The sequence below is a fragment of the Streptomyces sp. NPDC093097 genome, assembly GCF_044754325.1.
GTDB lineage: Bacteria > Actinomycetota > Actinomycetes > Streptomycetales > Streptomycetaceae > Streptomyces.
Genome location: NZ_JBIVOW010000019.1, coordinates 119,074 through 144,113, shown reverse-complemented (window position 1 = coordinate 144,113; position 25,040 = coordinate 119,074). Strand labels below are relative to the sequence as shown.

At 68.0% G+C, this 25,040-nt stretch carries 26 protein-coding genes and 2 pseudogenes; 17 read left to right on the top strand and 11 right to left on the bottom strand.

Going from position 1 to position 25,040, the window contains the following annotated elements; translation table 11 throughout:
• The first annotated feature begins 290 nt into the window (after positions 1-290).
• Positions 291-1,217 (top strand): glyoxalase, encoded by a 927-nt coding sequence (locus ACIQE0_RS28480; RefSeq protein WP_402337523.1) that lies wholly within the window; start codon positions 291-293, stop codon positions 1,215-1,217.
• Here the strand turns inward: ACIQE0_RS28480 and ACIQE0_RS28475 are convergent.
• Positions 1,181-2,341 carry an aromatic acid exporter family protein gene (locus ACIQE0_RS28475; protein ID WP_402337520.1) on the bottom strand — a complete coding sequence of 387 codons (1,161 nt, stop codon included), beginning with the start codon at positions 2,339-2,341 and terminating at the stop codon, positions 1,181-1,183. The genes ACIQE0_RS28480 and ACIQE0_RS28475 overlap by 37 nt on opposite strands.
• Before the next feature lie 319 nt (positions 2,342-2,660).
• On the opposite strand from ACIQE0_RS28475, the gene ACIQE0_RS28470 reads away from it, so the two are divergent.
• A complete protein-coding gene (locus ACIQE0_RS28470) occupies positions 2,661-3,752 on the top strand; it encodes a hypothetical protein (RefSeq protein WP_366337629.1) in 1,092 nt (363 codons plus the stop codon).
• Positions 3,753-3,794: 42 nt separating this feature from the next.
• Here ACIQE0_RS28470 and ACIQE0_RS28465 read toward each other — a convergent pair whose 3' ends face one another.
• A complete protein-coding gene (locus tag ACIQE0_RS28465) occupies positions 3,795-4,487 on the bottom strand; it encodes a YoaK family protein (protein ID WP_402337516.1) in 693 nt (230 codons plus the stop codon).
• Between the two features lie 545 nt (positions 4,488-5,032).
• Here ACIQE0_RS28465 and ACIQE0_RS28460 point away from each other — a divergent pair.
• The 5 genes from ACIQE0_RS28460 to ACIQE0_RS28440 all read left to right on the top strand — a co-directional run bounded on the left by ACIQE0_RS28460 (position 5,033) and on the right by ACIQE0_RS28440 (position 10,709).
• Positions 5,033-6,940: an amidohydrolase gene (locus ACIQE0_RS28460; RefSeq protein ID WP_366337633.1), complete on the top strand. Its 1,908-nt coding sequence runs from the start codon at positions 5,033-5,035 to the stop codon at positions 6,938-6,940.
• Between the two features lie 89 nt (positions 6,941-7,029).
• The gene (locus ACIQE0_RS28455) at positions 7,030-7,683 is read left to right on the top strand and encodes a hydrolase (RefSeq protein ID WP_402337513.1); all 654 of its coding nucleotides are present in this window, start codon (positions 7,030-7,032) and stop codon (positions 7,681-7,683) included.
• A gap of 104 nt (positions 7,684-7,787) precedes the next feature.
• Positions 7,788-9,434 carry an MFS transporter gene (locus ACIQE0_RS28450; RefSeq protein WP_402337510.1) on the top strand — a complete coding sequence of 549 codons (1,647 nt, stop codon included), beginning with the start codon at positions 7,788-7,790 and terminating at the stop codon, positions 9,432-9,434.
• Between the two features lie 85 nt (positions 9,435-9,519).
• Positions 9,520-10,371 carry an MIP/aquaporin family protein gene (locus ACIQE0_RS28445; RefSeq protein WP_402337508.1) on the top strand — a complete coding sequence of 284 codons (852 nt, stop codon included), beginning with the start codon at positions 9,520-9,522 and terminating at the stop codon, positions 10,369-10,371.
• On the top strand, positions 10,368-10,709 hold the full coding sequence (locus tag ACIQE0_RS28440; RefSeq protein WP_402337628.1) for an HAD family hydrolase: 342 nt from the start codon (positions 10,368-10,370) through the stop codon (positions 10,707-10,709). The genes ACIQE0_RS28445 and ACIQE0_RS28440 overlap by 4 nt, the downstream gene beginning before the upstream one ends.
• Positions 10,710-10,740: 31 nt before the next feature.
• Here the strand turns inward: ACIQE0_RS28440 and ACIQE0_RS28435 are convergent, their stop codons facing one another.
• From ACIQE0_RS28435 to ACIQE0_RS28425, 3 genes and pseudogenes are all read right to left on the bottom strand, one after another.
• A complete protein-coding gene (locus tag ACIQE0_RS28435; protein WP_402337505.1) occupies positions 10,741-11,457 on the bottom strand; it encodes a GntR family transcriptional regulator in 717 nt (238 codons plus the stop codon).
• A 318-nt stretch (positions 11,458-11,775) separates the two neighbouring features.
• Positions 11,776-12,609, bottom strand: coding sequence for an alpha/beta fold hydrolase (locus tag ACIQE0_RS28430; protein ID WP_402337502.1), 834 nt, complete (start codon positions 12,607-12,609; stop codon positions 11,776-11,778).
• Positions 12,610-12,718: 109 nt separating this feature from the next.
• Positions 12,719-12,933: pseudogene (locus tag ACIQE0_RS28425) on the bottom strand (LysR family transcriptional regulator); the annotation flags it as partial.
• A gap of 336 nt (positions 12,934-13,269) precedes the next feature.
• On the opposite strand from ACIQE0_RS28425, the gene ACIQE0_RS28420 reads away from it, so the two are divergent.
• The gene (locus ACIQE0_RS28420) at positions 13,270-14,904 is read left to right on the top strand and encodes an RHS repeat-associated core domain-containing protein (RefSeq protein WP_402337624.1); all 1,635 of its coding nucleotides are present in this window, start codon (positions 13,270-13,272) and stop codon (positions 14,902-14,904) included.
• A 45-nt stretch (positions 14,905-14,949) separates the two neighbouring features.
• Positions 14,950-15,222: a hypothetical protein gene (locus tag ACIQE0_RS28415; protein ID WP_366337651.1), complete on the top strand. Its 273-nt coding sequence runs from the start codon at positions 14,950-14,952 to the stop codon at positions 15,220-15,222.
• A 47-nt stretch (positions 15,223-15,269) separates the two neighbouring features.
• On the opposite strand, the gene ACIQE0_RS28410 is transcribed toward ACIQE0_RS28415, so the two are convergent.
• Both ACIQE0_RS28410 and ACIQE0_RS28405 read right to left on the bottom strand, forming a co-directional pair.
• Positions 15,270-15,812 carry a HEAT repeat domain-containing protein gene (locus tag ACIQE0_RS28410; protein ID WP_402337499.1) on the bottom strand — a complete coding sequence of 181 codons (543 nt, stop codon included), beginning with the start codon at positions 15,810-15,812 and terminating at the stop codon, positions 15,270-15,272.
• A 423-nt stretch (positions 15,813-16,235) separates the two neighbouring features.
• Positions 16,236-17,423 (bottom strand): barstar family protein, encoded by a 1,188-nt coding sequence (locus ACIQE0_RS28405; RefSeq protein WP_366337655.1) that lies wholly within the window; start codon positions 17,421-17,423, stop codon positions 16,236-16,238.
• A 379-nt stretch (positions 17,424-17,802) separates the two neighbouring features.
• Between ACIQE0_RS28405 and ACIQE0_RS28400 the strand changes: the two genes are divergently transcribed.
• Both ACIQE0_RS28400 and ACIQE0_RS28395 read left to right on the top strand, forming a co-directional pair.
• On the top strand, positions 17,803-18,099 hold the full coding sequence (locus ACIQE0_RS28400) for a thiamine-binding protein (protein ID WP_366337657.1): 297 nt from the start codon (positions 17,803-17,805) through the stop codon (positions 18,097-18,099).
• A 161-nt stretch (positions 18,100-18,260) separates the two neighbouring features.
• Positions 18,261-18,455: a hypothetical protein gene (locus ACIQE0_RS28395; RefSeq protein ID WP_402337640.1), complete on the top strand. Its 195-nt coding sequence runs from the start codon at positions 18,261-18,263 to the stop codon at positions 18,453-18,455.
• An 87-nt stretch (positions 18,456-18,542) separates the two neighbouring features.
• Here ACIQE0_RS28395 and ACIQE0_RS28390 read toward each other — a convergent pair whose 3' ends face one another.
• On the bottom strand, positions 18,543-19,172 hold the full coding sequence (locus ACIQE0_RS28390; protein WP_366337659.1) for a TetR/AcrR family transcriptional regulator: 630 nt from the start codon (positions 19,170-19,172) through the stop codon (positions 18,543-18,545).
• A gap of 55 nt (positions 19,173-19,227) precedes the next feature.
• Between ACIQE0_RS28390 and ACIQE0_RS28385 the strand changes: the two genes are divergently transcribed.
• The 5 genes from ACIQE0_RS28385 (at position 19,228) to ACIQE0_RS28365 (ending at position 21,596) form a co-directional block, all read left to right on the top strand.
• Positions 19,228-19,434, top strand: coding sequence for a DUF1427 family protein (locus ACIQE0_RS28385; protein ID WP_402337495.1), 207 nt, complete (start codon positions 19,228-19,230; stop codon positions 19,432-19,434).
• Positions 19,431-19,721: a DUF1427 family protein gene (locus tag ACIQE0_RS28380; protein WP_402337492.1), complete on the top strand. Its 291-nt coding sequence runs from the start codon at positions 19,431-19,433 to the stop codon at positions 19,719-19,721. The genes ACIQE0_RS28385 and ACIQE0_RS28380 overlap by 4 nt, the downstream gene beginning before the upstream one ends.
• A 2-nt stretch (positions 19,722-19,723) precedes the next feature.
• Positions 19,724-20,413, top strand: coding sequence for a DAPG hydrolase family protein (locus ACIQE0_RS28375; protein ID WP_402337489.1), 690 nt, complete (start codon positions 19,724-19,726; stop codon positions 20,411-20,413).
• A gap of 181 nt (positions 20,414-20,594) precedes the next feature.
• Positions 20,595-20,777 carry a hypothetical protein gene (locus tag ACIQE0_RS28370; protein ID WP_402337486.1) on the top strand — a complete coding sequence of 61 codons (183 nt, stop codon included), beginning with the start codon at positions 20,595-20,597 and terminating at the stop codon, positions 20,775-20,777.
• A gap of 15 nt (positions 20,778-20,792) precedes the next feature.
• Entirely contained in the window at positions 20,793-21,596 is an 804-nt protein-coding gene (locus tag ACIQE0_RS28365) for a DAPG hydrolase family protein (protein ID WP_402337483.1), read from the top strand.
• A 280-nt stretch (positions 21,597-21,876) separates the two neighbouring features.
• Here ACIQE0_RS28365 and ACIQE0_RS28360 read toward each other — a convergent pair whose 3' ends face one another.
• Positions 21,877-22,392, bottom strand: a complete 516-nt coding sequence (locus ACIQE0_RS28360) for a DinB family protein (RefSeq protein WP_402337481.1) — start codon at positions 22,390-22,392, stop codon at positions 21,877-21,879.
• A 192-nt stretch (positions 22,393-22,584) separates the two neighbouring features.
• Positions 22,585-23,163 (bottom strand): helix-turn-helix domain-containing protein, encoded by a 579-nt coding sequence (locus ACIQE0_RS28355; protein ID WP_366330945.1) that lies wholly within the window; start codon positions 23,161-23,163, stop codon positions 22,585-22,587.
• Positions 23,164-23,248: 85 nt separating this feature from the next.
• On the opposite strand from ACIQE0_RS28355, the gene ACIQE0_RS28350 reads away from it, so the two are divergent.
• On the top strand, positions 23,249-24,130 hold the full coding sequence (locus ACIQE0_RS28350) for an SDR family oxidoreductase (protein ID WP_402337477.1): 882 nt from the start codon (positions 23,249-23,251) through the stop codon (positions 24,128-24,130).
• A 3-nt stretch (positions 24,131-24,133) separates the two neighbouring features.
• On the opposite strand, the pseudogene ACIQE0_RS28345 reads toward ACIQE0_RS28350, so the two are convergent.
• Positions 24,134-24,797 (bottom strand): annotated as a pseudogene (locus ACIQE0_RS28345) (transposase); the annotation flags it as partial.
• Positions 24,798-25,040: the final 243 nt, after the last annotated feature.

The window sequence follows — 25,040 nt, the reverse complement described above, 5'->3', positions numbered from 1 at the left end:
GCCGACGGCCCAGGGCAACAGGGCCGGCCCGCCATGACGGAGTCCCGCGCCGCCGGGTGGGTCCGGCCCGCCCGGTGGCGGGGCCGACCGCACGGGCGCACAGCCCGGCCTGGCATGCGGTGGTGGCCGCGGTGCGCTGCTCCCTCGGCATGCGCCGCCGCGTCGCCGTGATTACGCTTTGTCGGCATGCGATTCCCTTGCGTAGTCGCCGGTTTCGCTGCACCGGCCCGGGCAGGGAGTGGCGCGGGCCGAGGAAATTCCTGGCAGCAGCCTCGAATCGGAGGAGCCCCATGAGGAATCGTGTTCTCGCCTACGTTCTGCCGATCGCCGCCACCGCCGGCCTGCTGGCCGGGCACATGGCGTCGACGGTGGCGGACACCCCGTCGAGGGCCGTCCAGACCGGCTCCCGAATAGCGGTCGGCACGCAGTACAACACGACACACGTGTACGTCCGGCCCGGTACGACGCCGGCCTTCGCCGCTGCCTGGAAGGCCACCTTCGGCGGCACCACCAGCACCGCTTCGGTCGCCGATGTCACCCCCACCCCGAGCCGGACCAAGTCCCAGCTCATCTTCTCGCCCGTCGGCACCCTGTCGGTCTTCGACTTCCAGACGCCCATCCCGTTCCCGTTCGGGACGGAGCGCACCGGGTGGCTGATGACGAGCATGCCCGCGGGGATCCAGCAGGCCCGGGCCAGCGGGGCCAAGGTCATCGTGTCCCCCTTCCCCGACCCGGTGGGCCAAGACGCGGTCATCCAGTTCCCCGGCGGGGTCAACACCCAGCTGTACTGGCACACCACGGCACCGGCGTACGCGCCGCTGCAGACCATCCCGGAGAACCGGGTGTACCTGTCCGCGGACGCGGTGAGCGCGTTTCTGAGCTCCTATCTGAGGTTCACCAGCGGGTCGGTCGAGTCGGACGTCCTGAAGGCGAACGCGAGCGAGATCGGGCTGCCTGGGCAGACGTTCCGCAGGATCCGCATCACCTCCCCGTTCGGCCGGACCGTCGTCTCGGTGACCAACGGCCACCTGCCCTACCCGTACGGGCACGAGATCACCGGCTACAGGGTGGCGAACCTCGCGACGACGCTGGGCAAGGCCAAGGCCGCCGGCGCCACGGTGCTGTCGGGTCCCCATCTCTCGGGTGGCCGCCACAGCGCCGTCGTGAAGTTCCCCGGCGGCTATGTCGCCGAGATCCACGACGTCATCACCGGCTGACCTTGCCATCGGTGCGCGCCTACGTACTCCAGATCGGCCAACAACCGCTCCATGTCCGTCATGAGCGAGCCGTAGACGTGCCACGCGCCTGGCCTGGTGAGGGTTCCCCGGCCGACCAGATCGGTCATGGTCTCGTGCCAGGCCAGCACGTCCTCGATCGCCTTCTGCAGCCGTTCGCGAGCGTCTGTGGGGTCGTCTTCCGCGCGCAGGTCGTCGACCAGACCATGGACCACCGCACCCGCCAGTTGCAGGATCTCGGCGTAGCGGTCCAGGAACTGGAGGCCCGGATGGCGGTCGGGGTGGTGGTCGTAGGCGCTGTCGGCGAGGGTCCGTGCGATTCCACGCACCTGGAGTGACACCCCGCGCAGGGTGCTGAACAGCTCCCCGTGCGTCACGCTGCAGTGTCGGGCGTGCGTGACGCAGCGCGCGTTCCAGCGCAGACTCTCGTCGGCCTGGCGCACCTGTTCCTGGGCGAACGCCAGGTGCTTTTCGAGTCGGCGCCCCCGGTGCAGCCAGCCATGGGCTTTGGAGCGCAACTCCCCCTGGGCCAGGCCGGCACCCATGTCGTGAAGCAGTTCCCCGAGGGTGTGGGCGAGGGTCCTTACGGCGGAGTCGGACTCGTCCACGTGCAGCGGAGGCAGCACCAGGGCGTTGACCGCGATGCCGACGGCCGCGCCGACCAGTGTCTGGAGCGCGGGTGCGACCAGGCCGCCCATCGGATCGCCCGCCATCACAGCCAGCGCGACGACCGCGGTGGAGGCGACCTGCAGGCGTCCCTCGGTCGTGCGGCGGGGGCCCGCCAGGACCGTGAGCAGGGCGATGACCGCGATGGCGCCCGCGGTCGGCCCCAGCAGCCGAACGGTCATCAAGGCGAGGACCAGGCCGACGACCTTTGTCGCGATGCTCTGCAGGGCGTTGGTGACCGAGCGGTACACCGTGGACGCGTTGACCATGAACAGGGCTGTGGCGACCGCCAGGTAGGCGCGCCCGTCGGGAGCCGCCGGGCCCGCGAGGGCCCAGGCGGTCAGTGCCGCTGTCAGTGCCTTGATCCCGTAGACCAGCTGGCTGGGCCGCCGGTGGCGGAACCTGCCGACGAGGCGGTGTACTCGCCTGACCGCGGGCACCGGCGGAAGACCGGGCAAGAAAGTTGAAAGTTGCACAATTGGATGATTGCACCCTATGCCGGGTTCGCGCCGGATGGTGGGCGGGTGACATCCCTCACCGTCGGGCCGGTGCGGTACCGGTCACGGCTCCAGCTCTCTCCACTCCCGGAGTGTCTGGGGGCGATAAACCAGGCCGAGACGAGGTCGTCGACGATCGCCAGGCCGCGCCCGTGCTCGGCCCGGGCCGTTTCCCCGGGCGGGACGCGTGCGACGGCGTGCGCGGAGGGTCACCGCGGGTAGGCTTGCGGGTGGCCGTGACCCACTTCACGCGGGAGGCCTCTTGAGAGTCCTGGTCGGCGCCATCGGTGCGCTGATCGTCCTTGGGACGTTCTCCTCGGTGCTGCGCACCCTGCTGGTCCCCCGTGCCACCCGGTCCGTCCTTACGCGGGTACTGCACAAGATGGTGCAGGTGCCGCTCCAGTTCCTGGCGGACCGCTGCCGCAGCACCGAGGCCAGGGAGCGGGTGCTGGCCCCGATGGCGGCCCTGTCCGTCGTGTTCCATCTGGTCGGCTGGCTGGCCGCCGCCTGGCTGGGTTACTCGATGCTCCAGATCGCCGTCAGCGGCTTCGGTGTGGGGGACGCGTTGAGGGAGACGGGCGTGGCGTTCTTCACCCTGGGCTTCGCCAGCAGCCGGCACGTGAAGCTCACGGTGCTCGACGTAGTGGCGGCCGCGACCGGCCCCATCATCATCGGCCTGCAGATCGGCTATCTGCCCGCGCTGTACAGCGCCTACTCCCGCCGCGAGGAGGAGGTGACGATGCTGCAGGCACGGGCCGGCAGCCCGCCCTGGGGGCCGGAGATCCTGGCCCGCTACGCACAGATCGGTCTGACCGACCGCGTGGGGGAGTTGTTCCGAGCCTGGGAGCGGTGGTCGGCCCAGGTCAGCGAGAGCCACACCAGCTATGTGGTGCTCAGCCGCTTCCGCTCGCCGCGCTCCGGCGACAACTGGCTGATCTCGCTGCTGGCGGTCATGGACGCCGCGGCCATGCAGCTCGCCCTCAACCCCGGCCTGCCGCAGGGCGATGCCCGCCTCGCGCTGCGGGCCGGATTCGTCTGCCTGCGCAACATCGCCGGCGTCTGGCGTGTTCCGTTCGATCCGGATCCGTCCCCCGACACGCCCATTCAACTCACCTACGAGGAGTTCGCCGAGGCGGTCGCCCACATCACCGCGTACGGCTACCCCGTCGAGCGCACCGCGGAGCAGGCCTGGCCGTATTTCTGCGGCTGGCGGGTCAACTACGAAGATCTCGCCTACGACTTCGCGCGTCTCCTGGACGCCGTACCCGCCCCCTGGTCCGGACCACGGCGCAGGCACACCGGGCATGTCGCTCCCGTCACTCCCGTGGACCGCACGCCGGACGCACCCCGGTGATGTCGGCGGACACCGGCGGTCCGAGGGTCGCGTCCGCCTGTTCTACCCGCCATCTCCGATGCCCGGCCGCACCACGGCAGCGGTGACGGCGACGCTCAACGCGCTGATCAACAGCGGCCAGCCCAGGTCGTGTTGGAGGACGAGCCAGCCCCCCAGCATGGCCCCGAGAAGCAGGACCACGACGGTGACGATGCGTCGTGGCGCGCGCAGATTGGTGCCGCCGGCCAAGGGGGAGTCGAAGGCAAGCCCGGTGACCGTCAAGGTCAGGACCGTCGTCGTCATATCCGGCACGCCCAACTTGCGCACCGTACCGTTGCGCATCCCCATGGCCACTGCCGTGAGGGCGATCACGGAGTACCTGATCCCGGACGAGGCGGTGAAGGCGACCGCCGTGGCGGCGCCGAGCAGCAGTGCCTCCACTCCGAGGCAGGTGCGCAGCCAATGGTGGCGCGGCCGCCGGCGCAGCGCCAGCTCCAGGCGCCCTGCCGCTACGGCCCCGACGGCGAACGCCGCCAGCGAGAGCAGAGACGCGGACACGGAGAACCCCGTGGCTCCCACCAGCGCGAAGGCGATGATCACCACATTGCCGGTCATGTTCGCGGTGAAGACGTGACCGAGCCCGAGGTAGCTGATCGCGTCGACGAGGCCGGTCACCATCGTGAGGACGGTGAGCACGCCGAGCAGCCAGGTGGGGTGGGTGGGATGGCGTCCGGTGCCGAGACTGTCCGAGTTCATTCTGAACTCATACCGTTCACGGTGTCGTCTCCGCGGTAGTGGCCGCGGCGGTTAGCCCGGGCGTGCTCGCGGAAGCCGGCTGGAGTGGCGGCAGAGGCCCCGCGGCGCACGCGGCGGCCGGCGCCGACAGGCCCGTCACCAGGCCGAGCGTGTCGTCCGGCTCGTCGCAGCCCTCAAGGGCGGGCTCTCTGCCTGGCCCGGCCGTTGTCATGGGAAACACCCGATCGCGCGGGTCGATTGAGATGCCTCCGTACAGGATTGCGACTAACCTCCAGAAGAGGGATGTAAGAGTGTTTTCGCCATTTTCGGTGCCGGTTCTCCGCGGTATGAGGCCGGCACTGCACGCTGAACGGCGGGCTCACGGCGCACAGTTGCCTCCCTGTGGGCCCGAGTGGCAGCCAGCCCTCCCGGCTCGCCAGGCCAGCAGTTCCTCCAGTGCGTAGCCCGACACCGCTCGACGCCGGTTTCCGCGCACTTGCCATCTGACCTCGCCCGGCGGCCAGTACGGACCGGGCCCGCAGCCCCGTGCGCTATGGAGCGTCCAGATGATCAACACCATGTCCGTAGACGGCATCGCCGTCGACCCGAACGCACAAGAACCGGCCGAACTGGTCATCCGCAACGGACGCATCCATACCGGAGACACCGCCCGGCCCACCGCCGCAGCCCTGGCCGTACGCGGCGGGCGGATCGTCGCCATCGGCGACGACGCGCGGATCGCCCCCTTCGTAGGGCCGGACACCCGCGTCATCGACGCGCTCAACCGACGCGTCATCCCCGGGCTCAACGACTCCCATCTGCATGTGATCCGCGGTGGTTTGAACTACCTCCTGGAAATGCGCTGGGACGGCGTCCCCTCGCTGCGCACCGCCCTGTGGATGCTGCGCGAGCAGGTCGCGCGCACGCCCAAGGGCCAGTGGGTGCGAGTGGTGGGCGGATGGACCGGAGAACAGTTCGCCGAACGCCGCCTGCCCACGGTCTCGGAACTGAACGCCGCAGCACCTGACACCCCCGTCTTCGTACTGCACCTGTATCAGTCCGCGATCCTCAACCGCGCGGCCCTGAAGGCGGTCGGATTCACCAAGGACTCCGTCGCGCCCCCCGGCGGACAGATCGTCCGGAACCACTCCGGTGAACCCACCGGCATGCTGCTCGCCGCGCCTGCGGCCGGCCTGCTCTACGCCACCCTGGCCAAGGGCCCCACTCTGCCGGAGAACGAACAGCTCGGCTCCACCAGGCACTTCCTGCACGAGCTGAACAGACTCGGCCTGACAAGCGCGATCGACGCCGGCGGCGGATTCCAGAACTTCCCCGAAAACTACGGGGCCGTGATGAAACTCGCCGAACAGGGCCTGCTGACCCTGCGCATCGCCTACCACCTGTTCCCGCAGACCGCCGGACAGGAACTGGACGACCTGCGCCGCTGGATCGGTTCGGTGCGGCCCGGCGACGGCGACGAGTGGCTGCGGCTCAACGGGGCCGGAGAGAACCTGGCCTGGTCGCCCGCCGACTACGAGAACTTCACCGAGCCGCGGCCCCTGCGGCCCGAGCGCGCCGACCGCGAACTGGAGGCAGCGGTACGCCTGCTCCTCGACAACGGCTGGGGATTCCGTCTGCACGCCACCTACGGGGAGACCATCGACGCCAACCTCGACGTGTTCGACAAGATCGCGGCCGACGGCGGCTTCCCACGCGGCGTCCCCTGGTTCTTCGACCACGCCGAGACCGTGTCCGAAGCGGCCCTGGACCGCATCGCCGCCATGGGCGGTGCACTGTCCATCCAGAACCGCATGATGTTCCAGGGCAGCGCCTTCCTCGACCGGTACGGGGCAGCCCGAGCCTCCGACGCGCCACCGATCCGCAAGATGCTCGACCAGGGCCTGACGGTCGGGGCCGGCACCGACGCCACCCGGGTCTCCAGCTACAACCCCTGGCTTTCCCTGGAATGGCTGGTACGAGGACGCTCCATCGGCGGACAGATTCTGGCCTCTCCCGAAAACCGCGTCGACCGGGACACGGCCCTGCGCATGTACACCGTGGCCGGGGCCCAACTCACCGGTGAGAGCGAGGTGAAGGGCATCCTCAAGAAGGGCTACTACGCCGACCTGGCGGTTCTGTCGGCGGACTTCTTCACGGTCCCGGAAGAGGACATCTCGCACATCGAGTCCCTGTTGACCGTCGTCGGCGGGCGCGTCGTCCACGCGGCGGGGGAGTTCGAAGGGCTCGCCCCGCCACTGCCCGGCGTGGAACCGTCCTGGAGCCCCGTCGCCTACTACGGCGGGTACCACCGCACGATGTTCCCGACCCCGCCTTCCGGACTTGGCCAGGCCCGGGCCCTGGTCGACGCCGCGGCCGAGTCCGAGGAACACCGCCAATGGCGCGTCGCCCGCGGCTTCGCCCCCGACGGCGACTCCGCCGCATCCGAGATCTTCGACGCCTGCTTCGTCCTGTGACCGACCGCGGAAAGAGACCGAGTGGCCGGCCGCCGACGGCCCAGATCGGCACCCGTCCAACCTGCACCAGCTGAAGGGTAGAAGAGACCATGGTCAACATCCAGGCCGTCAAGGCAGACCCAGCCGCGCAGCTCCTCACCCCCCACGACAGCGTCGTGGTGTTGGTGGACCACCAGCCGCAGATGTTCTTCGGCACCACCAGCACCGACCGCGGTGAGATCATCAACGCCACCGTGGCCCTGGCCAAGTCCGCCAAGGTCTTCGGCGTACCGGTCGTGCTGACCACCGTCGCCTCCAAGACCTTCTCCGGCCCCCTGCTGCCCCCCCTGGCAGAGCAGTTCCCCGACCAGCAGCCCATCGACCGCACCACCATGAACTGCTGGGAGGACCAGCGCGTCGTCGACGCGGTCAAGGCCACCGGGCGGCCCAAGATCGTTCTGGCCGGCCTGTGGACCGAGGTCTGCATCTCGCTGGCCGCGCTGTCCGCGACCGACCAGGGCTACCAGGTGTACGTCCCCACCGACGCCTGCGGCGGCGTGTCGGTGGACGCCCACAACAACGCCATCCTGCGCATGAGCCAGCGGGGTGTCGTCCCCACGACCTGGCTCACCACGCTTCTCGAATGGCAGCGTGACTGGAGCCGCACCGAGACCTACGAGCCGGTCACGGACGTCGTCATGCAGCACGCCGGAGCCTACGGACTGGGCGTCACCTACGCCCACGCCATGATCGGCGGACACTGATCCCGGCACGCCGGGCCGCATAGCCGCAACACCGGCGTGCACCACCACCGTTCATCCGCCCCTGGGCCCGCCACTACCACTCCTCCCATCCGAGAGGAACTGGGATGACTCCACCTGCGAACGGCGGTACGGCGGCCCCGGCCCAGCCGCCCGCCCCGCCGTCCAGCACCGCCTCGTACTGGGCGCCGCTGCACGTTCCGGTGTTCCGGACGCTGTGGCTGGCCCAGTTCGTCTCCAACATCGGCAGCTGGATGCAGACGGTCGGCGCCCAATGGCTGATCACCGAGCAGAGGGGGTCGCCAGGCCTGATCGCACTGGTACAGACGGCCGCCAGTCTGCCGGTCCTGCTGCTCGGCATTCCCGCCGGGGCCCTGGCAGACATCGTCGACCGCCGCAAACTCCTGTTCACCGCCCAGCTGGTCATGCTCATGGCCGCCGCACTGCTCGCCGCTCTGACCGCGCTCGGGCAGATGAACTCCTACGGTGTTCTGGCCCTGACCTTCGTCCTGGGCTGCGGCACGGCACTGATGAACCCGGCGTGGCAGGCCATCCAGCCCGAGCTCGTGGCCGAACGCGATCTGATCCCGGCCGCCGCCGCCCTGGGCGGGGTGAACATGAACATGGCCCGCGCCATCGGCCCCGCGCTCGGCGGTCTGGTCGTGGCTCTGGCCGGCACGGCCGCTGTCTTCGCCGTCAACGCCGCGTCGTTCCTCGTCACCCTGGCCGCACTGGCCACCTGGCACCGGCCGGCGAGCGCCGACACCATGGCCGCCGAGCGCATGGTGCCGGCGATCAGGGCGGGCTACCGATACGTGCGCCATGCGCCGAGGATCCGCAACATCCTCGGCAGACTGTTGCTCTACGTCCCCTGCGCGGCCGCGCTGTGGGCCCTCTTGCCTGTTGCGGCGCACCAACAGCTCGGGGTGGGGGTGGGCGGGTACGGCCTGCTGCTGGGCGCGGTAGGAGCAGGAGCCGTGCTGGGAGCCGTGGTGTTGCCACGGGCGCGCCGCAAGTGGTCCAGCAACACCACGCTGGCGGGCGGGGGCGTACTGCTCGCACTGACACTGCTCGTGCTCGCCGTGGTGCGCATCCCCTGGGTCGCCGGCGTGGCTCTGGTCTTCTCCGGCCTCGCCTGGGTCGGCGTTCTGTCGATCCTCAATGCCCAGATGCAGGTGACGGCTCCCGAGTGGGTACGGGCCCGAGCGCTGGCCGTCTACCTGACGATCTTTCAGGGTGGCCTGGCGATCGGCGCCGCGGTGTGGGGCACGATCGCCGACGCCATCAGTGTGCAGGGTGCTCTGCTGGTGGCGGCGGCGGTGCTGGTGATCGGTTCCCTGGCCGGACTGTTCATCGCCGTGCCGGACACCGACCTGGACCGGTCGCCCTCGATGCACTGGCCGACCCCTGCCATGGTCCTGGACCCGTCGGCATCCACCGGCCCGGTCCTCGTCACGGTCGAATACCGCGTCCCGGCCGACCACGCCGACGCGTTCACCCAGGCGATGGGAGCCGTGGGCCGCTCTCGCCTGCGCACCGGCGCCCTGCGCTGGGACCTGTTCCAGGACGGCTCCCAGCCGGACAGATACCTGGAACTCTTCACGGTGGCCTCATGGCAGGAACACGAGCGGCAACATGGCGGCCGGCTCACCGGATACGACCGCTCGGCCGAGGAGAAAGCAAGGTCGCTGCTGGAACCCGAGCACCCGTTCACGGTCTCCCACTACCTCCCAGTCCACCGAAGCAGCGGCTGAACCGGCGCCCGTACCAGAGCTCGTCCGCGGCCGTCGGCCCAGCGGCGCCGCCGATTCGCCCTTCCCGAACTGGAGGAGGAGTGCCATGCCCCAGATCCCAGCGCCCCCCAGCGCACCGAGGGCGGCCGACGGAAGCGACCCCCCTCCTCCCTCGCCGGCGGTGATCGCAGGCCACAGCGCCCTGGAATTCCTCCTGACACTGGTGCTCCTCTTCGGCGTCACCACCATCGTGCGATGGGTGATCGGCCCGTCCTCCATCTCCGAGTGGGCCCCGCAGATCCACCTGCAACTGCTGATCGTCGGCGTAGCGGTCGGGCTGCTCATCGCCGCTCTCATCCTGAGCCCACCGGGCCGGATGACCGGCGGACACATGAACCCGGCGATCTCCTTCGCCACATGGCGTTTTGGTGTCTTCCCCGGAGTATCCGTCGTCCCCTACATCGGGGCGCAACTCATCGGATCCGCACTCGGCGTACTCCTGGCCGGCGCTGCCTGGGGGCCGGCGGCCCAAGAACCACCCACCGCCTACGCCGTACTGCAGCCCGGCGCGGGCTGGACGGCCGCCGAGTTGTTCTTCGCCGAGGCGGCCAGCATGGGGCTCATCGTCTACCTCGTCGGGTACTTCCTACAGACTCCTCGTCTGGCCCCCCTGGTCCCCTGGCTGGTCGGAGTGCTGATCGGGGGAGCCATCGCCGTACTGGGCACCACCACAGGAGGATCGGTCAACCCGGCCCGCCAGTTCGGACCGGCCGTGGTCTCCGGCAAACTGCCATTCCTGTGGGTGTACTTGCTCGCACCCATGGTGGGAGCACTCGTCGCCGCCTTCATCCTCGACCGGGTGGGCAGGCACCGCGCCGTCCTGACGCATCGGCTGTGCGGCACCCAGGAAAGCGGTGCCCCTCTGCACGAACCACCCGATGAGAACAGGCTGCCCTGAATCAACCACCACCGCATCCAGGAAACCGCCACCATCGCCATGCACCGCACGGAACGGCCGCGCCTCATGCGTGCGGTGCGTTTCGATCATTTCGAGGACCTGGCCCGGACCGCTGCGCGGTCATCGCCGACACCCCGCACGACGTGGCGGGCGCGCATGCGGCCGAGGTCGCCTGCGTCGGCGTGGCCAGTCACCACGTCAACTCCGCCCAGCTCACCGAGGCCAAGGCCGACCGGGCCATCGATTCCCTCGAAGGCGGCCTGCCCAACGAGGCCCTGGAGCAAGACCTCCTGGAGCGCTGCTCCAGAGGCGGCCTGAGCCAGGAATCCCCTCCCTGAGGAAAGAGAGTCCACAGTCAACGGAGACGACTCATCGGGAGGTGGTGATGCTGGCCTCGGCGATCGACGGACTGGCCATGAGCGCGTCGATGATCTGCTGCTGAGAGGCTCGCGTGCGGTCGTCCATGGCGGCTCGGGCCGCGACCGGATCGCGGTCGCGGATCGCTTCCCAGACCGCGCGTCGTTGATGCGCGGCTGATGCCGAGAACGGAAGCGATTCCAAGGTGATCCGCAGAACTCGTTCCAGCTCGTCGAAGACCTGGATGACCGACCGGGCCAGCCTGTCGTTGCCGCAGTTGTCGGCGATGATCGCATCGAACTCCAAAGTGGCGCGGAGGAACGCCTCGATGCTCTCTGCATCGCGTAGCTCGTAGGACTGGCCGAGGAGTTCTTCCATACGGGCGAGATCACCCTGCGGGCAGCCGCGCTCTGCCGCGAGGGCGGCGGTCTCCGTCTCCAGAAGCCGGCGGAAGGCGCACAGATCGCGTGCCCCCTTCAAGGTCACAGGCAGGATCCGGTATCCCGAGCGGGGGAGCACATCGACCAGCCCATCGCGCTGCAGCCGGGTCAGGGCCTCCCGCACCGGCATGGTGCCGGCGTCGGTCAACCGCGTCAGATCAGTCTTGGTGACATGGGCGCCGGGCGCCAGGTCAAGCTCGATGATCCGCCGCTTGATCGCGAGATATGCGCGCTCGGTGGCGCTCAGGCTGGGGTGGTCCGTGCTGAGAATGGCGGGCAGATACTTCACGCACCCATCCTAGGGATGTGGTATCTCAGCTGGAAGTTCTTGGATCTTAGCGGTGGATGCAGGAGGAGCTGGATCCGGCAGGTGGTTCCGTCCGGGGAGATCATGTGCCGCACGTGGCGGCCGACGCCGTAGAGGTGACCCACGAGACGCCGGCCGTGATCGTCTTCGCGGCCGGCTGTCGGCAGCGCCTCGTGGCAGTTGCCGCCGCTGTCCGGTCTTGCCTGGCCCGACTGTCGGCATTCTCCTCGTCGGACCTCGCGGGGGCGCAACCGAGCCCGTCGGCCTGAGGGTGGCGAAACAGGGGGCCAGGGCAAGCGATCAGTCCGCCGTTGCCGTCCACTGCTTCACAAAGGTGTCTGCGACCTGCGCAACCCACTCTGGATTCTCAAGCGGCGGGTAATGCCCGATGTCAGGCGCCCTCAGCAACTGCGCCGCCGAGCCCATCTCGGCGACCGTGTCATCGACCAGCTCATTCTGCACGAAGAAATCGTCGGTGCCCTGGACGAGCAGGACCGGGCACCGCACATCGCCGAGCCGGCCGCGCAGATCGTGGGAAGCCCACGCCTGACCGTCGAACTGACCGGCCTGTTGGGAGGTGCTGCGTTGCAGCCACCTCAGCTCGGTTTCCTGCTCGGCTGTCAGCTTCTTGCTCGCCGAGGCCACCGCCGCATACTCGAGGTGATCCGTCCAGCCGGCATCGGGCGCGCTTGTCCGACCTGCCAGCAACGCGGCAGCCTCGGCCGACAGCGGTGTCCACGACGCTGCTTGCATCGCGACGACACCTCGATAGCTCTCTCCGTGGTGAGCGGCGAGATCCAGTGCCGTCAGGCCCCCGACAGAGGCGCCGAGCACAAACGGCGAGATTCCAGGCAGCACCGTGCGCACGAACGCGTGCACGAACTCGGCGTGGTCGTGAATGGAAGTCCCCGGCTGCCACTGCGCCGGGTAGGAACGGCAGTGCCCGGGAAGATCGGGCGCGATCGCGCGATATCCGCGTTCAGCGAGCAACGGCAAAAGGTGCCGATAGATCCGGGAGTCCGTGGCCCCCGGATGAACGCACACGATCGGGACGCCTTCACCGGCCTCGTCGAAGTAGGTGCGCGCACCGTTGACCGCGACATAGCGGCCCGTGATCGGTTCGAAGATCGTCATCACTCAACTCCTTGATGGTCACATGTGGGGATTTTTCTGCTGCATAGCAGCGGCCCACTGTCAGCATTAAGACATGTGAGATCTCTGTAAGGCAAACTGAGATCTCAGCCACCGGTCCGGCCTTGAGGGTGTCTTCCGGCAGGACCTTGGCGCGGTCGTAGGCGAGGTCGGGCACCTGGTCCGCGCCGGCCATCGAGAGGATGGCGAACTACCCACCCCGCCCTTGTGGTTGGCGGCCAGGAGGTTGTCCATCGAGGTCTGAAACAAGGCGGGAGAGGCCTCGTCGAGGGTCGGGGAATTCGTCAGATTGACGGCCGCAGCGGCGACGGCGGCGGAACCTCTTCGGCGTCTATTGGCGCCGGGGTCGGGGCGGTGTTGCCGGTGCGGCAGGCCGGCCGGCATCTTTGCAGCTCAGGGGTTGTGCAGGGCGGATTGGCGCGTGTACATGTGGCCTCCGGTGGACTGCTGCGCAGCCAGGCGGGAGTCCAGGGCAAGAAGGTGTACTCCACGTCGTTCTGCGACGAACACACCCGCCGCCTTACCCGCACGGTCCACGACCGCGACAGCAAGGACACCAAGAACAGCCGGATCGACGACACCAACTACACCTACGACCCGGCCGGCAACATCACCAAGATCGCCCGGATCCCGGGTGCTTCGATGCCCGACGGGGGCCAGCCCGGCACACAGTGCTTCACCTACGACGCACTGCGCCGGATGACCGGCGCCTGGACGGCGACCGACGCCTGCGCCAAGGCCCCGTCCAAGGAGAACGTCGGTGGCCCGCAGCCGTACTGGCACAGCTACGGCTACGACGCGGTGGGCAACCGAACCAAGCTCGTCGAGCACGACACCGAGGGCAACCTCGCCAAGATCACCGAAGGGGACCAGACCACCGAGAACCTCTACGACGCCGACGGTGAACGCCTCATCCACCGCGCCGCCGATGGCAGCACCACGCTCTACCTCGGCGACACCGAGCTGACCGAAGACAAGGACGGCAAGCTCGCCACCAACCGCTACTACGAACACCCTGACGGCGCCGTCACCGTGCGCACCGCCACGGAGGGCGATGGCACCGGCGGGAACGGCAGGCTCGAACTCCAGCTGACCGACCACCACGGCAGCGGCACCACCCAGATCGGCCTCGGCCAGGAGGGACTGCCGGTCGAACGACGCCTGCTCACCCCCTTCGGCACCAACCGCGGTGCCAAGCCCGCCTCGTGGGCAGGCAACCGTGGCTTCGTCGCAGGTCGCGAGGACGAGCACACCGGGCTCACCCAGCTGGGCGCCCGTGAGTACGACCCGACCACCGGCCGCTTCCTCTCGGTGGACCCGCTCATCGACTTCGGCACCCCGCAGGCGATGAACCCGTACGCGTACGCCAACAACGCTCCTGTCACGGAGTCCGACCCGGACGGCCTCTTCTGGGGCTTGATCGGCAGGATCGGGAGCAAGGTCGTCTCCAAGCTGTTCAAGGGCGACAATAAGGCAGCCCGCAAGGGTGGCAAGGGGAAGAGCGCCAAGCCCAACAAGGGCCCCTCCGCGGCGCAGAAGGCCCGGAACCGGGCAATCGCACGCCAGCGTGAAGCCGAGAAGCGCATGCGGCAGCAGCTGCAGCGCGCACAAAACAGGGCATCCCGCGAGGCCGCCCAACGTGCCAAGCGGGCCAAAGCGAACGCACTGCGCCAGCGGGCAAAGGCCAAACAGCGCACGGCCAACAGGGCAGCACCCAAACGCGCGTCGAAGTACCGCCACGTAGCCAAGCAACGGCCGAAGCCGCGCGCCAAACCCACCTACCGTCCCCGGACCAAGCCCGCGCCTAAGCAGGCCCGGCCACAGGGCTCGCGCCAGATCAAGCGAGAGATCAAGAGCGAGGTCAAGGAGCAAGCCAAGGAACAGGTCAAGGAGGCGGTGCAGCCGAGCAATGGCGGAAGTCGTCCTCAGAACGAGACGTCAAGTCTGAGTACTGCATGTACCAGATCCTCCGACTGTTCCATCCATACCAATCAGCCCGACAAGATCACCGGATACACGACGCATGGCCTGCATCAAGCCATCGGCCGAAACGATGGTCGAGGCGTCAATATAAGCAAGATGGTCGACGCCATGAGGAACCCTAAGTTGGTCACCCATGAAGAAGACCATCGAGGTGTCGGTTGGACGTTCACAGGAAGAGGAAAGAAGAAGGAAGTGGTCGTCCTAACCCAACAAGGTAGAGTCATCACGACATTCGGCGCGTCACGCGGAACCAATCCAGGAAAACGATCCTCGAGGCCGCGGTGGATGCACTAGCCGAGAACCTGAAGAGAGATCCGGCCTAGGAAGGCAGTTCAGTAGATGAACGAACACGAGGAGGGGCAGCCCGAGTGGTTCCCCGGCGGGAATCGCCTCTACCGCCTCCTATTGGAACTGACCGAGAATTCTCCTTCACCCCACGCCATCGCTTCCTCATCTACTTCCCCAGTGGAAGACGAGGCGGAAGAGCTGCTGGATTTCCTCTCTGCAGTTCTTGTGCGTAGAGGATTTGCCGGAGACTGGGAAATCACCCCCCTGGGAGACGATATCGAGACGCTCATCGACATCGTGAATCACATGATTCCTGAGGATTAGCTAGCGCTATCAAAATTTCTGGATCTCAGCAGCGCCCGACGCGTGCGCTACTCCAACATTTGATCTTCGTCGAACCCAAGTTCGTCTTCGATCTCCAGCTCGACGGCTGCGTGCCATCGGACAGGGTTGGGCCATGGCTGGGTCGTCATCTGACGAACGCACTCAAGCGACTCCGGCGTGCCAATCTCTCCCAGAGAGGCGATGACCTTCTGGCACAGCCAATACGCTGGCGCGTCCTCGACCACCGAACGTTCCGCCACCTGAGACAGGCAGGTGACCGCGCTCACATCCCGGATCTCGCCCAAAATATCCACGAGGTCCTCTTTGTTCGCTCCTGCGGCGCCTGAATCAAGGATCCCCTGAAGAATCTCACCCAGGCCTGCTACTCGAAGAGGAATGGCCAAGTTGGCAAACTTCCCGACCCTCGTCCAATTTCCCGCATCCGCCGCCTCGCGAATCCAGGGAATGATCACGTCGCAGATCCCAGGGTGCATTTCTGCAATAGACCTGGAATCCCGTTCCGTGACGAACCCATTCACGAGTGATTCCACTAGCTCGGCTTGAGGCCGTTGGCTGTTTTGCTGGGTCACCAGTCGCCCACCCTTCGAAATCCCGAAATTCTCGAGTTGCACACTTCGACCGATCCAGGCCTAAGGTCGAATGTTTCATGGCCGCGCTCCGATTTCAGGTGCACGGCGCCGCCATCTCGGCCAATTTTATCCGGAGTTTTACCTGACGAGATCAACGCGCTGCGGGTGCCCGGAGTCATTTCAAAGCGAACGGCTGGACGCCGACTCGACTGATGCTGACGGTTTGCTGACCCCTGGCCTGCCACTGCCGTCATGACCTGTAAGAACGCAGATCCGATGCCTGTGCGGGTTCCACAGGAACACCGCGATCCAGTGGGCGGCGCTTGCCCAGGACAGCTGGGCCGGCTACCTCGCGGCCCTCAGAGCTATCAAATAGCGCGGTCGGACCTCCGCCGACCTTCATCAGTCCGCGGAGTGCCCCAGCTACTGAAGAACGACGGTGACACCGCAGCGTTTGAGCAGCCGAACGATGTCCTCGAAATAGGAGAGACCCTCATCAGGTTCCGAGACGACGGCTGCCAGCGCTCGGCGGGCTACGTCCGCGTCGTGCCAGATCAGAGTGAAGGGCAGGGCCACGCCGAAACCACCACCCAGGCAGTCCGTGAACGCGTTCCACCCCCGGCCGAAGTAGCCCCCGGGCCCCACGAGGGCCTCTGCCATCGCGCAGTGCAGACCAGGCACGTCGGTGACGAACTGGCCGTCAAGATGGTGGGTGCCGCCGGAGCGGTCCGGGCGCTGGCCGCTGATGCGGGCGGCCGTTAGGTCAAGCCACTCGGATCTGCCCTGCGCGGAGTACGGGGCCCACTGGTTGCAGGTTGTTGGTGCTCCCCGATACCAGGTCTCCCAGATAGGCCGGGCCAACAGCGGAGGCCGATCGTCGCCGCCGTCGGCGAGCGTGATGTCGACGAGGGTGCCTCCGAGCACAGACGGCCGTGTCTTCTCGATGCGCAGGTACACGTTGTGGCGGTACATCACTTCGCCGTGGTGGTCCAGCGCCCACAATTGCACCCAGTCCCGGTCCCACTTGCGGGGTCGGCGCAAGACGGCGAGCAAGGGTTCAGCGGCTTCGCACCCGATGAGGTGCAGTGGAGTCGATGGCGGGGCCCCGCGCGAGACGAACAGCCCGTCCACTCCGACGCAGTGTCCAGCGGGACTGGCGGCCATGGTGGTTCCTGTGAACAGTTTGAACTGCGGAGACATCGGCAGGGTGTGGTCCCATGCGTGCTCTTCTTCGACCCCGGCCCCCACGACGACATCCACCAGGGCCGGGTCGCTCCGGTTCGGCTGGTGGGCGAGGACGACTGTGTCCACGAGGGTCCACCACTGCAGCGGCTGCTGCTCGTCCCATACCTCGACACACACATCGCCCAGCAGTCCAGTCGACTCTGCGGCTGGCGACAGGGCATTGCGCAACGCACCTGTGGGAGTACATCCTCGCAGCGTCAATACCTCGCGCGGCGGCACCTTGTCCACAAACATGCCCTCGACGCTCGCGCACCGCCCCCAGTACTTTTCCTCGCCCTCCTCGTCCTCACGGACCAGCAGGTACTTGACCGGGAAACCCCGATCCCAGGCAGCGTGATCTGCGATTCGCACAATTCCCCCGAACACTCGACCGATCTCCTGCCCAAGATACGGCGTCGGTCGGGAGACCACCGTCGCGGGTGACCGGGTGCTCAGCTGCTTGGTTGCTGTCGCTCTTCTCCGGGGCGGTACGGCGAACACCGAGGAATTGCGCAGGGTCGGAACGCTGCCTCTTCACCAGTAGACCGGCCGGGGTCGCCACCGACACCACAGGTCGACGACAAGCTCAGCGACAGGTGGTCGGCGAGGGCCACGGCAGGGGCGCCGAGCTGGACGAGCTGCGGCGCGGGCGCGCAGCCGCCGCCGTCGGTCTGAGCGGTGGCGGTCCGCCCGTTCCAGGGAAAGAGCCCCGGTGGAAGCGGCGCGTTGCCTCCAGGGGCGATCCATGGAGTGCCACGCTCACAGCATGATTGTTGCCTTCTCCGTCACGCCTCTCGGGGTCGGTGAGCACCTTTCTGACCTCGTGGCTGACGCGGTACGCGTGGTGCGCGCCTCCGGACTGCCGAACCGCACCGATGCGCTGTTCACCTCTGTTGAGGGCGAATGGGACGAGGTCATGCCAGTGATCAAACAGGCGGTGGAGGCGGTGACCGCGCGGGCACCGCGATCGTTGCTCGTCCTCAAGGCGGATCTGCAGCCTGGCGGTGGCGGTGGTCTGACCCGCAAGGTGGAAAGCGTCGAGCGCAGCCTCAGCGGCGGCTGACGGGCGCGGGGGACCACTGGCGCTCGACTGCGTCGGAAACGCCCCGCGGGCCTCCGGGCGCGGGAAGCCCCAGTCATCGGCTGTCCCGTCGCCCCGCACCCGTGTCCCGAGGTCGGAGCACCACGAGCTCTACTCACACCCCGTCAGAAGTTTTGACGGCTATGCCGGTCTTCTGGTTCCGACTCCTACTGGCCCCCAGCTACCGCAAGTTGATGCGGGAGAACCAGCGCATCGTCGCCAGGGCCGACGCACGGCTGCGGTCCGAGATCCGGCGGGAGCGGAAGCACAGGGGAGTGGAGGGCGAGGCCCTGATGGAGGCGACGCGGGTGCCTGTGGTGGACCCGCGCACCGGGTAGCCGGCTGTCGGTCCTGTCATCGGTCGCGGTCCTCCGGTCCTCCGGTCGTCCCGGTCACGGTCCGCCGGCCGGGGCCTCGGCCGTTGATCAGGCGTCGTGGCCGAGGTAGGCGGTGACCAGTTTCGGGATGTCGTCGGCCAACGTGTCCCACGGCATGGCGACTACCTCCTCCATGTCGGGCGAGGTGGCGACGCGCCACTCGAGGAGGGACTGCACGGCGCGCAGGGCGAGCAGGATGTTGCCGCGCGTGATGTGCGGGGGGCGGTCGGGAAGCGCCATGAAGACGTCGCACCGCTCCTGCGCCAGCTGGTCGAGTCGCTGCTGAGCGGCTTCCCGCAGCGCCGGCACGGCAGCCGCGTACACGATGAACTCGCGGACCAGGCAGGCGTGGTCCCGGAACAGGGCGAGCAGTTGCTCCGCGTACAGGGAGACGGCCCGGACGAAGTCCGGCTGCTGCACCGCGACCGGCAGGAACTGCTCCCGCTGGGTCCGGGCGACAGTGTCGAGCCAGCGTTGCTGGGTCGAGACGAGCAGGTCCTCCTTGTTGGCGAAGCGCTGGTAGACGGTGCCCACGGCCACGCCGGCGCGCGCGGCCACCGCGCTGAGGGTGAATCCGGCAATGCCTTCCTCAGTGATCAGTTGCTGAGCGGCTTCCAAGATCCGTTCCATCGCCGCTTGGCTGCGTTTTTGCTGGGGAGGGCCGGGACGCGTGGTCATGGGCTCATCCTCACACAGTTAGAAATGAATCTGTATTCACGTTCATGTTACGGTCGTGGAACCAGACGGTGGCCATGACAGGGCCACCTGCTCGAACCAGGAGGTCGCGGTGCTCACCTATGCCGCTATCGCCGGAGCCGGGCTTGTCGTCGGCGCGATGTACGCGCTGCTGCGCATGCGCTCACCCGCTCCTTCGCTGATCGCCCTGACCGGACTGGCGGGAATGCTGATCGGCTACGGAATCCCGAGAGCCCTGACATGACCGGCATCCGCGCAACAGCCGGGCGCTACGCCCTGTCCCTGGGCGCGGGCATCGCCGCCGGACTGCTGTATTGGGTCATGGGCGTGCGCTCACCGGCTCCGCCGTGGCCGGCACTGCTCGGCCTGCTCGCCATCGTGGCGGGCGAGAGCGGAGTGCGCGGTCTGCTGACGCGGATGCGCTCCGCACGCACCAGGCCAGGGCCCCACCCCGGCCCTGATCACGCGGGCCGCGGGACGCCGGCTGTACCGGCCGCCGCACCCGACCCCGCGATGACACACGGAAAGTGAGAATGGGAATGCCTTTCACCGGCCTTGACGCTCTGCTCGCCCCGGCCCCGCTGCCGCTGGAGACCGGCTTCGAACGTGATGCGGACGGAGTCCTCCACATCGCTTGCCGTACCGACCTGCACGGCGTCAGCGGCGAGATGTTCGAGTGGTGGTTCCGCTCCCGTCCCCTCACCCAGCAGTACATCTGGTGGCACCCGATCGACCACGTCGCCAGCAACTGGGCCGAGGGAGTCGAGGGAGAGTTGCCGGGCTCGGTTCACCTCGCCGAGGAGCGCTTCGGGCATCTGCCCGCACAGCAGGTCGCCGTTCAGTTCCGTGACCCGGAGGAGTTCTTCACCCCCGCCGCCTACCGGCAGGCACGCAGCGAGGGCCGGATCACCGGCGCGGTCTGCGGCCGCATCGGCAACGGCTTCGATGCCGAACGCGACGAGGACGGCCGGTTCCTGGGCAACCGGCTCATGCACCTGTGCCGCGACACGCCCTGGGGCAGCGCTCTGCGCAGCAACTTCTACTTCGGCGTGGATCTCGTCGGCAAGCTGACGCCGCAGCAGATGGCCGAGACCTTCACGGATGAGTTCGGCCGCGAAGTGCTGCGGCACTGCTACAACGAGTTCACCTTCCTTGCGCGATTCCTGCCCTCCCTCTACGCGGGCGAGCACCGCGACACCATCCCGGTCCCCGAACCCTGGTGACCTGCCCCGGATTCTGGTGCCTTCCCTCCGGGACCTTGGTGATCTCCCCGGAGACAGTCCGACACGCGCTGCCTCCGGGGGTTCGCCGTCGGCATCGGCCTTGTCCGGCACATCACCGACCGGCTCGGCAGCCACAGGTCGCGGATCGCCTGGCGCTGTATGAGGATGTTGCCTGATTCCTGTGCTGGCTCATGGGTGTGCCACCCCGGCCCCGCCGTGGATTGCGCTGGTCGGCCTGTTCGGCATCGTCATCGGCGCATCCGGAGGACGTCTGCTACTCGCCCGGCTGCGCCGCCGCCCCGCCACTTCGTCCGGTGTCCCCGCTGTGGACGGCGGCGAGTCCGCTCGTCACGTCGACGACTGAAAGAAGGGCCGTGCCATGCTTCCCGTGACCTACTACCCGGTCGCCACCCAGGCTCTGTTCCGGCACAACAGCGAACGGATCAAGGGCAAGCCGTACGCCAAGTATTTCAACGGCGACCTGTGGCTTCACGACGACGTGATGCCCGCCATCCAGAGCGCCATGCCCTCCGATGCGGCCATCAGCAGCTCGCCCGAGGATCTCAACACCCTGCTGGACGCCGGCTACCACAAGGTCGAGACCGGCTTCTGCGTCACCGACGACGGCCACCCGTACGTCACCAGCCTCACCCGCTTCCCCGGCTGCACGCCGGAGATGTTCACCTGGTGGTTCTGGTGGCATTCCGTCGAGCCCGAGCGCTACTCACTCTGGTATCCCTACAACCACCAGCAGGCCGTCCCCCGCGACCAGAACGTCCTCACCCGGCCCGGGGTCACTGACGTCGATCGCTACATCGGCAACACCCACGACGTCATCGAGTACATCGGACCCATGCGCTCGGAGCTCACCATCCGGTTCCTCCACCCTTGCGAACTGGGCTTCGACACCAGCCGCTTCGCCGAGTCCGAGATCAGCGCCCACGCGTGCGGCAAGCTCAGCCTCAACAACGGCGTCATGCTCCACCTCGTTCGCACCACAGCCGACGGTTTCGAACTGCGCAGCCGCTACCTCTTCGACCGCGGCAAGACCTACAGCACCGACGAGGAACGCAGTGAGGCGCTCGGCTTCGCCTACGAGATGCTGCTGCACGACCAGACCGAATTCACCCACCTGTCCACCTTCCTGGCGTCCATCTACCAGGAATTCGCCAACCAGGGATGAGCCGACCGGGCTGGTCCCGGGCGGCCCGCCGGACGAAGAGTGTCGCCGGCGGTCGAGGCGGTGCGGACGGTGACCTTGGCGCCTTCCAAGGTCACGAAGTCGCGGGCTCCGCAGTTCCCCGAACCTCCGAGGACGTCCCTGCCGCCCTCGACGTACAGATCCCAACTGCTGGTGCCACTGGGCACGTTGACGTTGGCCCAAGGCGGTGCCGTCGGTGGAGACAGTCCGCCGAGCGACGAGCAGTAGGTCGATTACCCGGCCAAGGCTGCCTGGCGAACCACTAGTAGTACCCCTTTGCCCCGTCGAGCAGCTCCCTGACGATGTCTGCGTGCCCCGCGTGGCGTCCGGTCTCCTCGACGAGATGGATGAGCATCCAGCGGAGATTGGCGTTGCTGGAGCGGAAGTCGGGGTGGCGGCCGACGTCGTCCAGGGAGGCCGCGGCCACGATCTCATTGCTTCGGGTGCACTGGGCCTCGTACTCCGCGAGCAGTTGCTTCAGCGGGACACCGTCGACTCGCCAGTCAGCGCTCTCGTCCGTCTCGTCGAAGGACGGGTTCTGCGTCTTGTCGCCGCCCAGGAACAGCACCTCCAGCCAGGTGTGTTCGACCCACCGCATATGGCTGATGAGCCCGGCCATCGTCATCGCCGGCGAGGTCGGGATGACGGAGCGGTGCGCGTCCGCCTCGCTCAGGCCCTCGCACTTCCATCGCAGGATCTGTCGTTGCAGATCCAACCAGCCGATCAGCGCGGTGCGTTCGTCGGCCTGGAAGGGGGGACGCTCAAGTGAAGGTGCCATGCCTACGGACGTTAGGGCGTCCGGTTCCCGGCTGTCGCCTGATTTTCGACTGCGCACGGCATGGGATCCCCGCTCCTGTCGACGACCACGTAACTCCCCAGGGGATGTAGTCACATCGTTCCCCACGTGGTGGCTGTAGCAGCCGTTCGGCGTCCGCATCCGGCCGGCCGATGAGCGGGTGGATCTGTCCGATCAGCCCAGCGATGCGCTCGCTGCACGCAGCTCGTCCAGGGCCGCCAGGACGTATCCGGCGAGTTCGTCCTTGCCGTCGCGGTCGCCCTCGGACCATTGGGCGAATCCGCGCTTGAAGGCGAGGATGCCCAGCTCGCTCGCGAGGGCCGCGGTGGGGTCGGGCAGGCCGCGGGCGACCAGGGCGGCCGTCATCGCGGCGGCGAGGCTGATGGTCTTGAGGGCGTCACGCTCTTGCAGCTCGGCGCTGGCGGCGACGGCCGCCTTCACGCGCGGGGCGAGCTCGCGGTTCATGGGGCCCATCGCGCTCGACGCGCGCTCAAGGCCGGCGGCGACCGCCTCCAACGGGGTGGCGCGGCCGGGGGACTCGGCGATCCCCTCGGTCAGCAGCCGGCTCAGCGTCTCCTGTCCGGCCACCAGCAGCTCGCGCTTGTCGGGGAAGTGCCGGAAGAAGGTGCTTTTGGTGACCCCGGCACGCTCGGCGATCTGCGCGACCGTCGTGGCGTCGTACCCCTGCTCGTTGAAGAGGTCGCACGCGGCCACGACGAGGCGTTCGCGTGCGCCTGGTTCCCATCTACCCATAGGGCCAGCATATGTGATGGGACTCTTGTCCCGTCGCCTGATAGCGTGTGACGGGACAAGAGTCCCATCGCTTGAAGGGGTTTCCATGCGTGTCTTCGTCACCGGTGCCACCGGTCTGATCGGATCCACCGTCGTCGCCGAACTGCTCGGCAACGGCCACACCGTCCTCGCACTCGCCCGCTCCGACGCGTCCGCGCTTGCCGCCGAGGCGGCCGGCGCCGAGCCGCTCCGGGGAGCCCTCGCCGATCTGGACGTCCTCCGGGCCGGCGTCACCCAGGCCGACGGGGTCGTCCACCTGGCGTTCGGCAATGACTTCAGCAGCCCCGAGGCCCTCGCGAAGAACGTTGCCGAGGAGAGCGCCGCCCTCGCGGCCCTAGGCGAACAACTCGTCGGCAGCGACCGCCCCTTCGTGACCGTCTCGGGTACGCCCCAGGCCCCCGGCCGCGCCTCCACCGAGGCCGACCCGGTGCCGACCGACGGACCGGTCGGCGGTCGCAGCCGCGCGGTCTCGGCGGTCCTGAGCCTTGCCGCGCGCGGGGTCCGGAGCACGGCCGTACGCCTGCCGCGCACGGTCCACAACCAGGGCTCGGGCGGGTTCGCCGGCCTGCTGACCGGCATCGCACGCCAGACCGGGGTGTCCGGCTACCCGGGCGACGGCACACAGCGCTGGCCGGCCGTCCACGCGCTCGACGCGGCGGTCCTCTTCCGGCTCGCCCTGGAACAGGGGGAGGCCGGCAGCGTCTGGCACGCCGTGGCCGATGAGGGAGACCAGGTGCGAGACATCGCCGCGGTCATCGGCCGACGGCTGGGCCTGCCGGTCGAGTCGGTGCCGCCGCAGACGTACGGCCCGCTCGGCCCGATCTTCGCGGCCGACCAGCCCTCGTCCAGCGCCCATACCCGGCAGGCCCTCGGCTGGGAGCCGAAGCACCCCAGCCTCCTGGAGGACCTGGAGAACATCCAGCCCTGACCGGCGACCGGGAGGTTCGCTTACGACGCTCGCACCGACAACGGCAGACCCACGCCCCGCACCTACGTCACTCGCGCTCAGCACGATTGTCAGCGGGCGGCACCCGCGGTCCCCGGCGAGATGGATTTTGCTGGTGAGTCCGCCCCGGGACCGGCCGAGCAGAGCGGCTTTCAGTCGGAGCCTGCGGCGTCGTCGGATGCGCCGTCGCTCTTCCCTGCCGGGGTCGTTTCCGCTGCCTTGCCCGTTGTGTCCCTGTGATTCACCCCTTTTTGCCGGGCCCGCTCCTGTTCGGCAGCGGCTTCCTCCAGCGCCTCCAGTACCTCTTTGTCGATCCTCATCCCGGCGGCGTCGTGGTGTGCGCGGACTGTCGTGGAATCCACGCTGATCAGGGACAGGTCTGCCTTCCCTCGGCGGGCGGCCTCGGCGATCAGGCATTCCAGGAGTGCGGTGAACACACCGGCGTCACGCCAGATTCGGAAACGGCCGTAGACCGTCGGCCAGGGGCTGAACTCACCGGGCATCTCCCGCCACTGGGCACTGGAACGGAATCGCCAGATCACCCCTCGAACTGGTCCCGCAGCCGCTGCGGGTACGGGCCGTACTCACCTATCGGCAGATACGGCTCGATGAACTCCCACTGATCATCGGTGAGTTGCCTGCACGTCACACCCGACGTCCTACCAGGTTCGGCTCCCGAACGGGACAGAACCCGAGAATGATCACGACCTCACACAGGCCCTAGCTCTCCAACTTGACGGATATGGCGGGGCGTTGGGCCCTTCCCGTCACCCCTCGCAGACGCGACGATCGGCGCCAACTTGCCGCAAGCGTCACAAAAACCGACGTCGAGTCGGCGGACTGTGACTGCCGCCAACGGAACACACGATCAGCTGCCGGACCACGGCGCTCG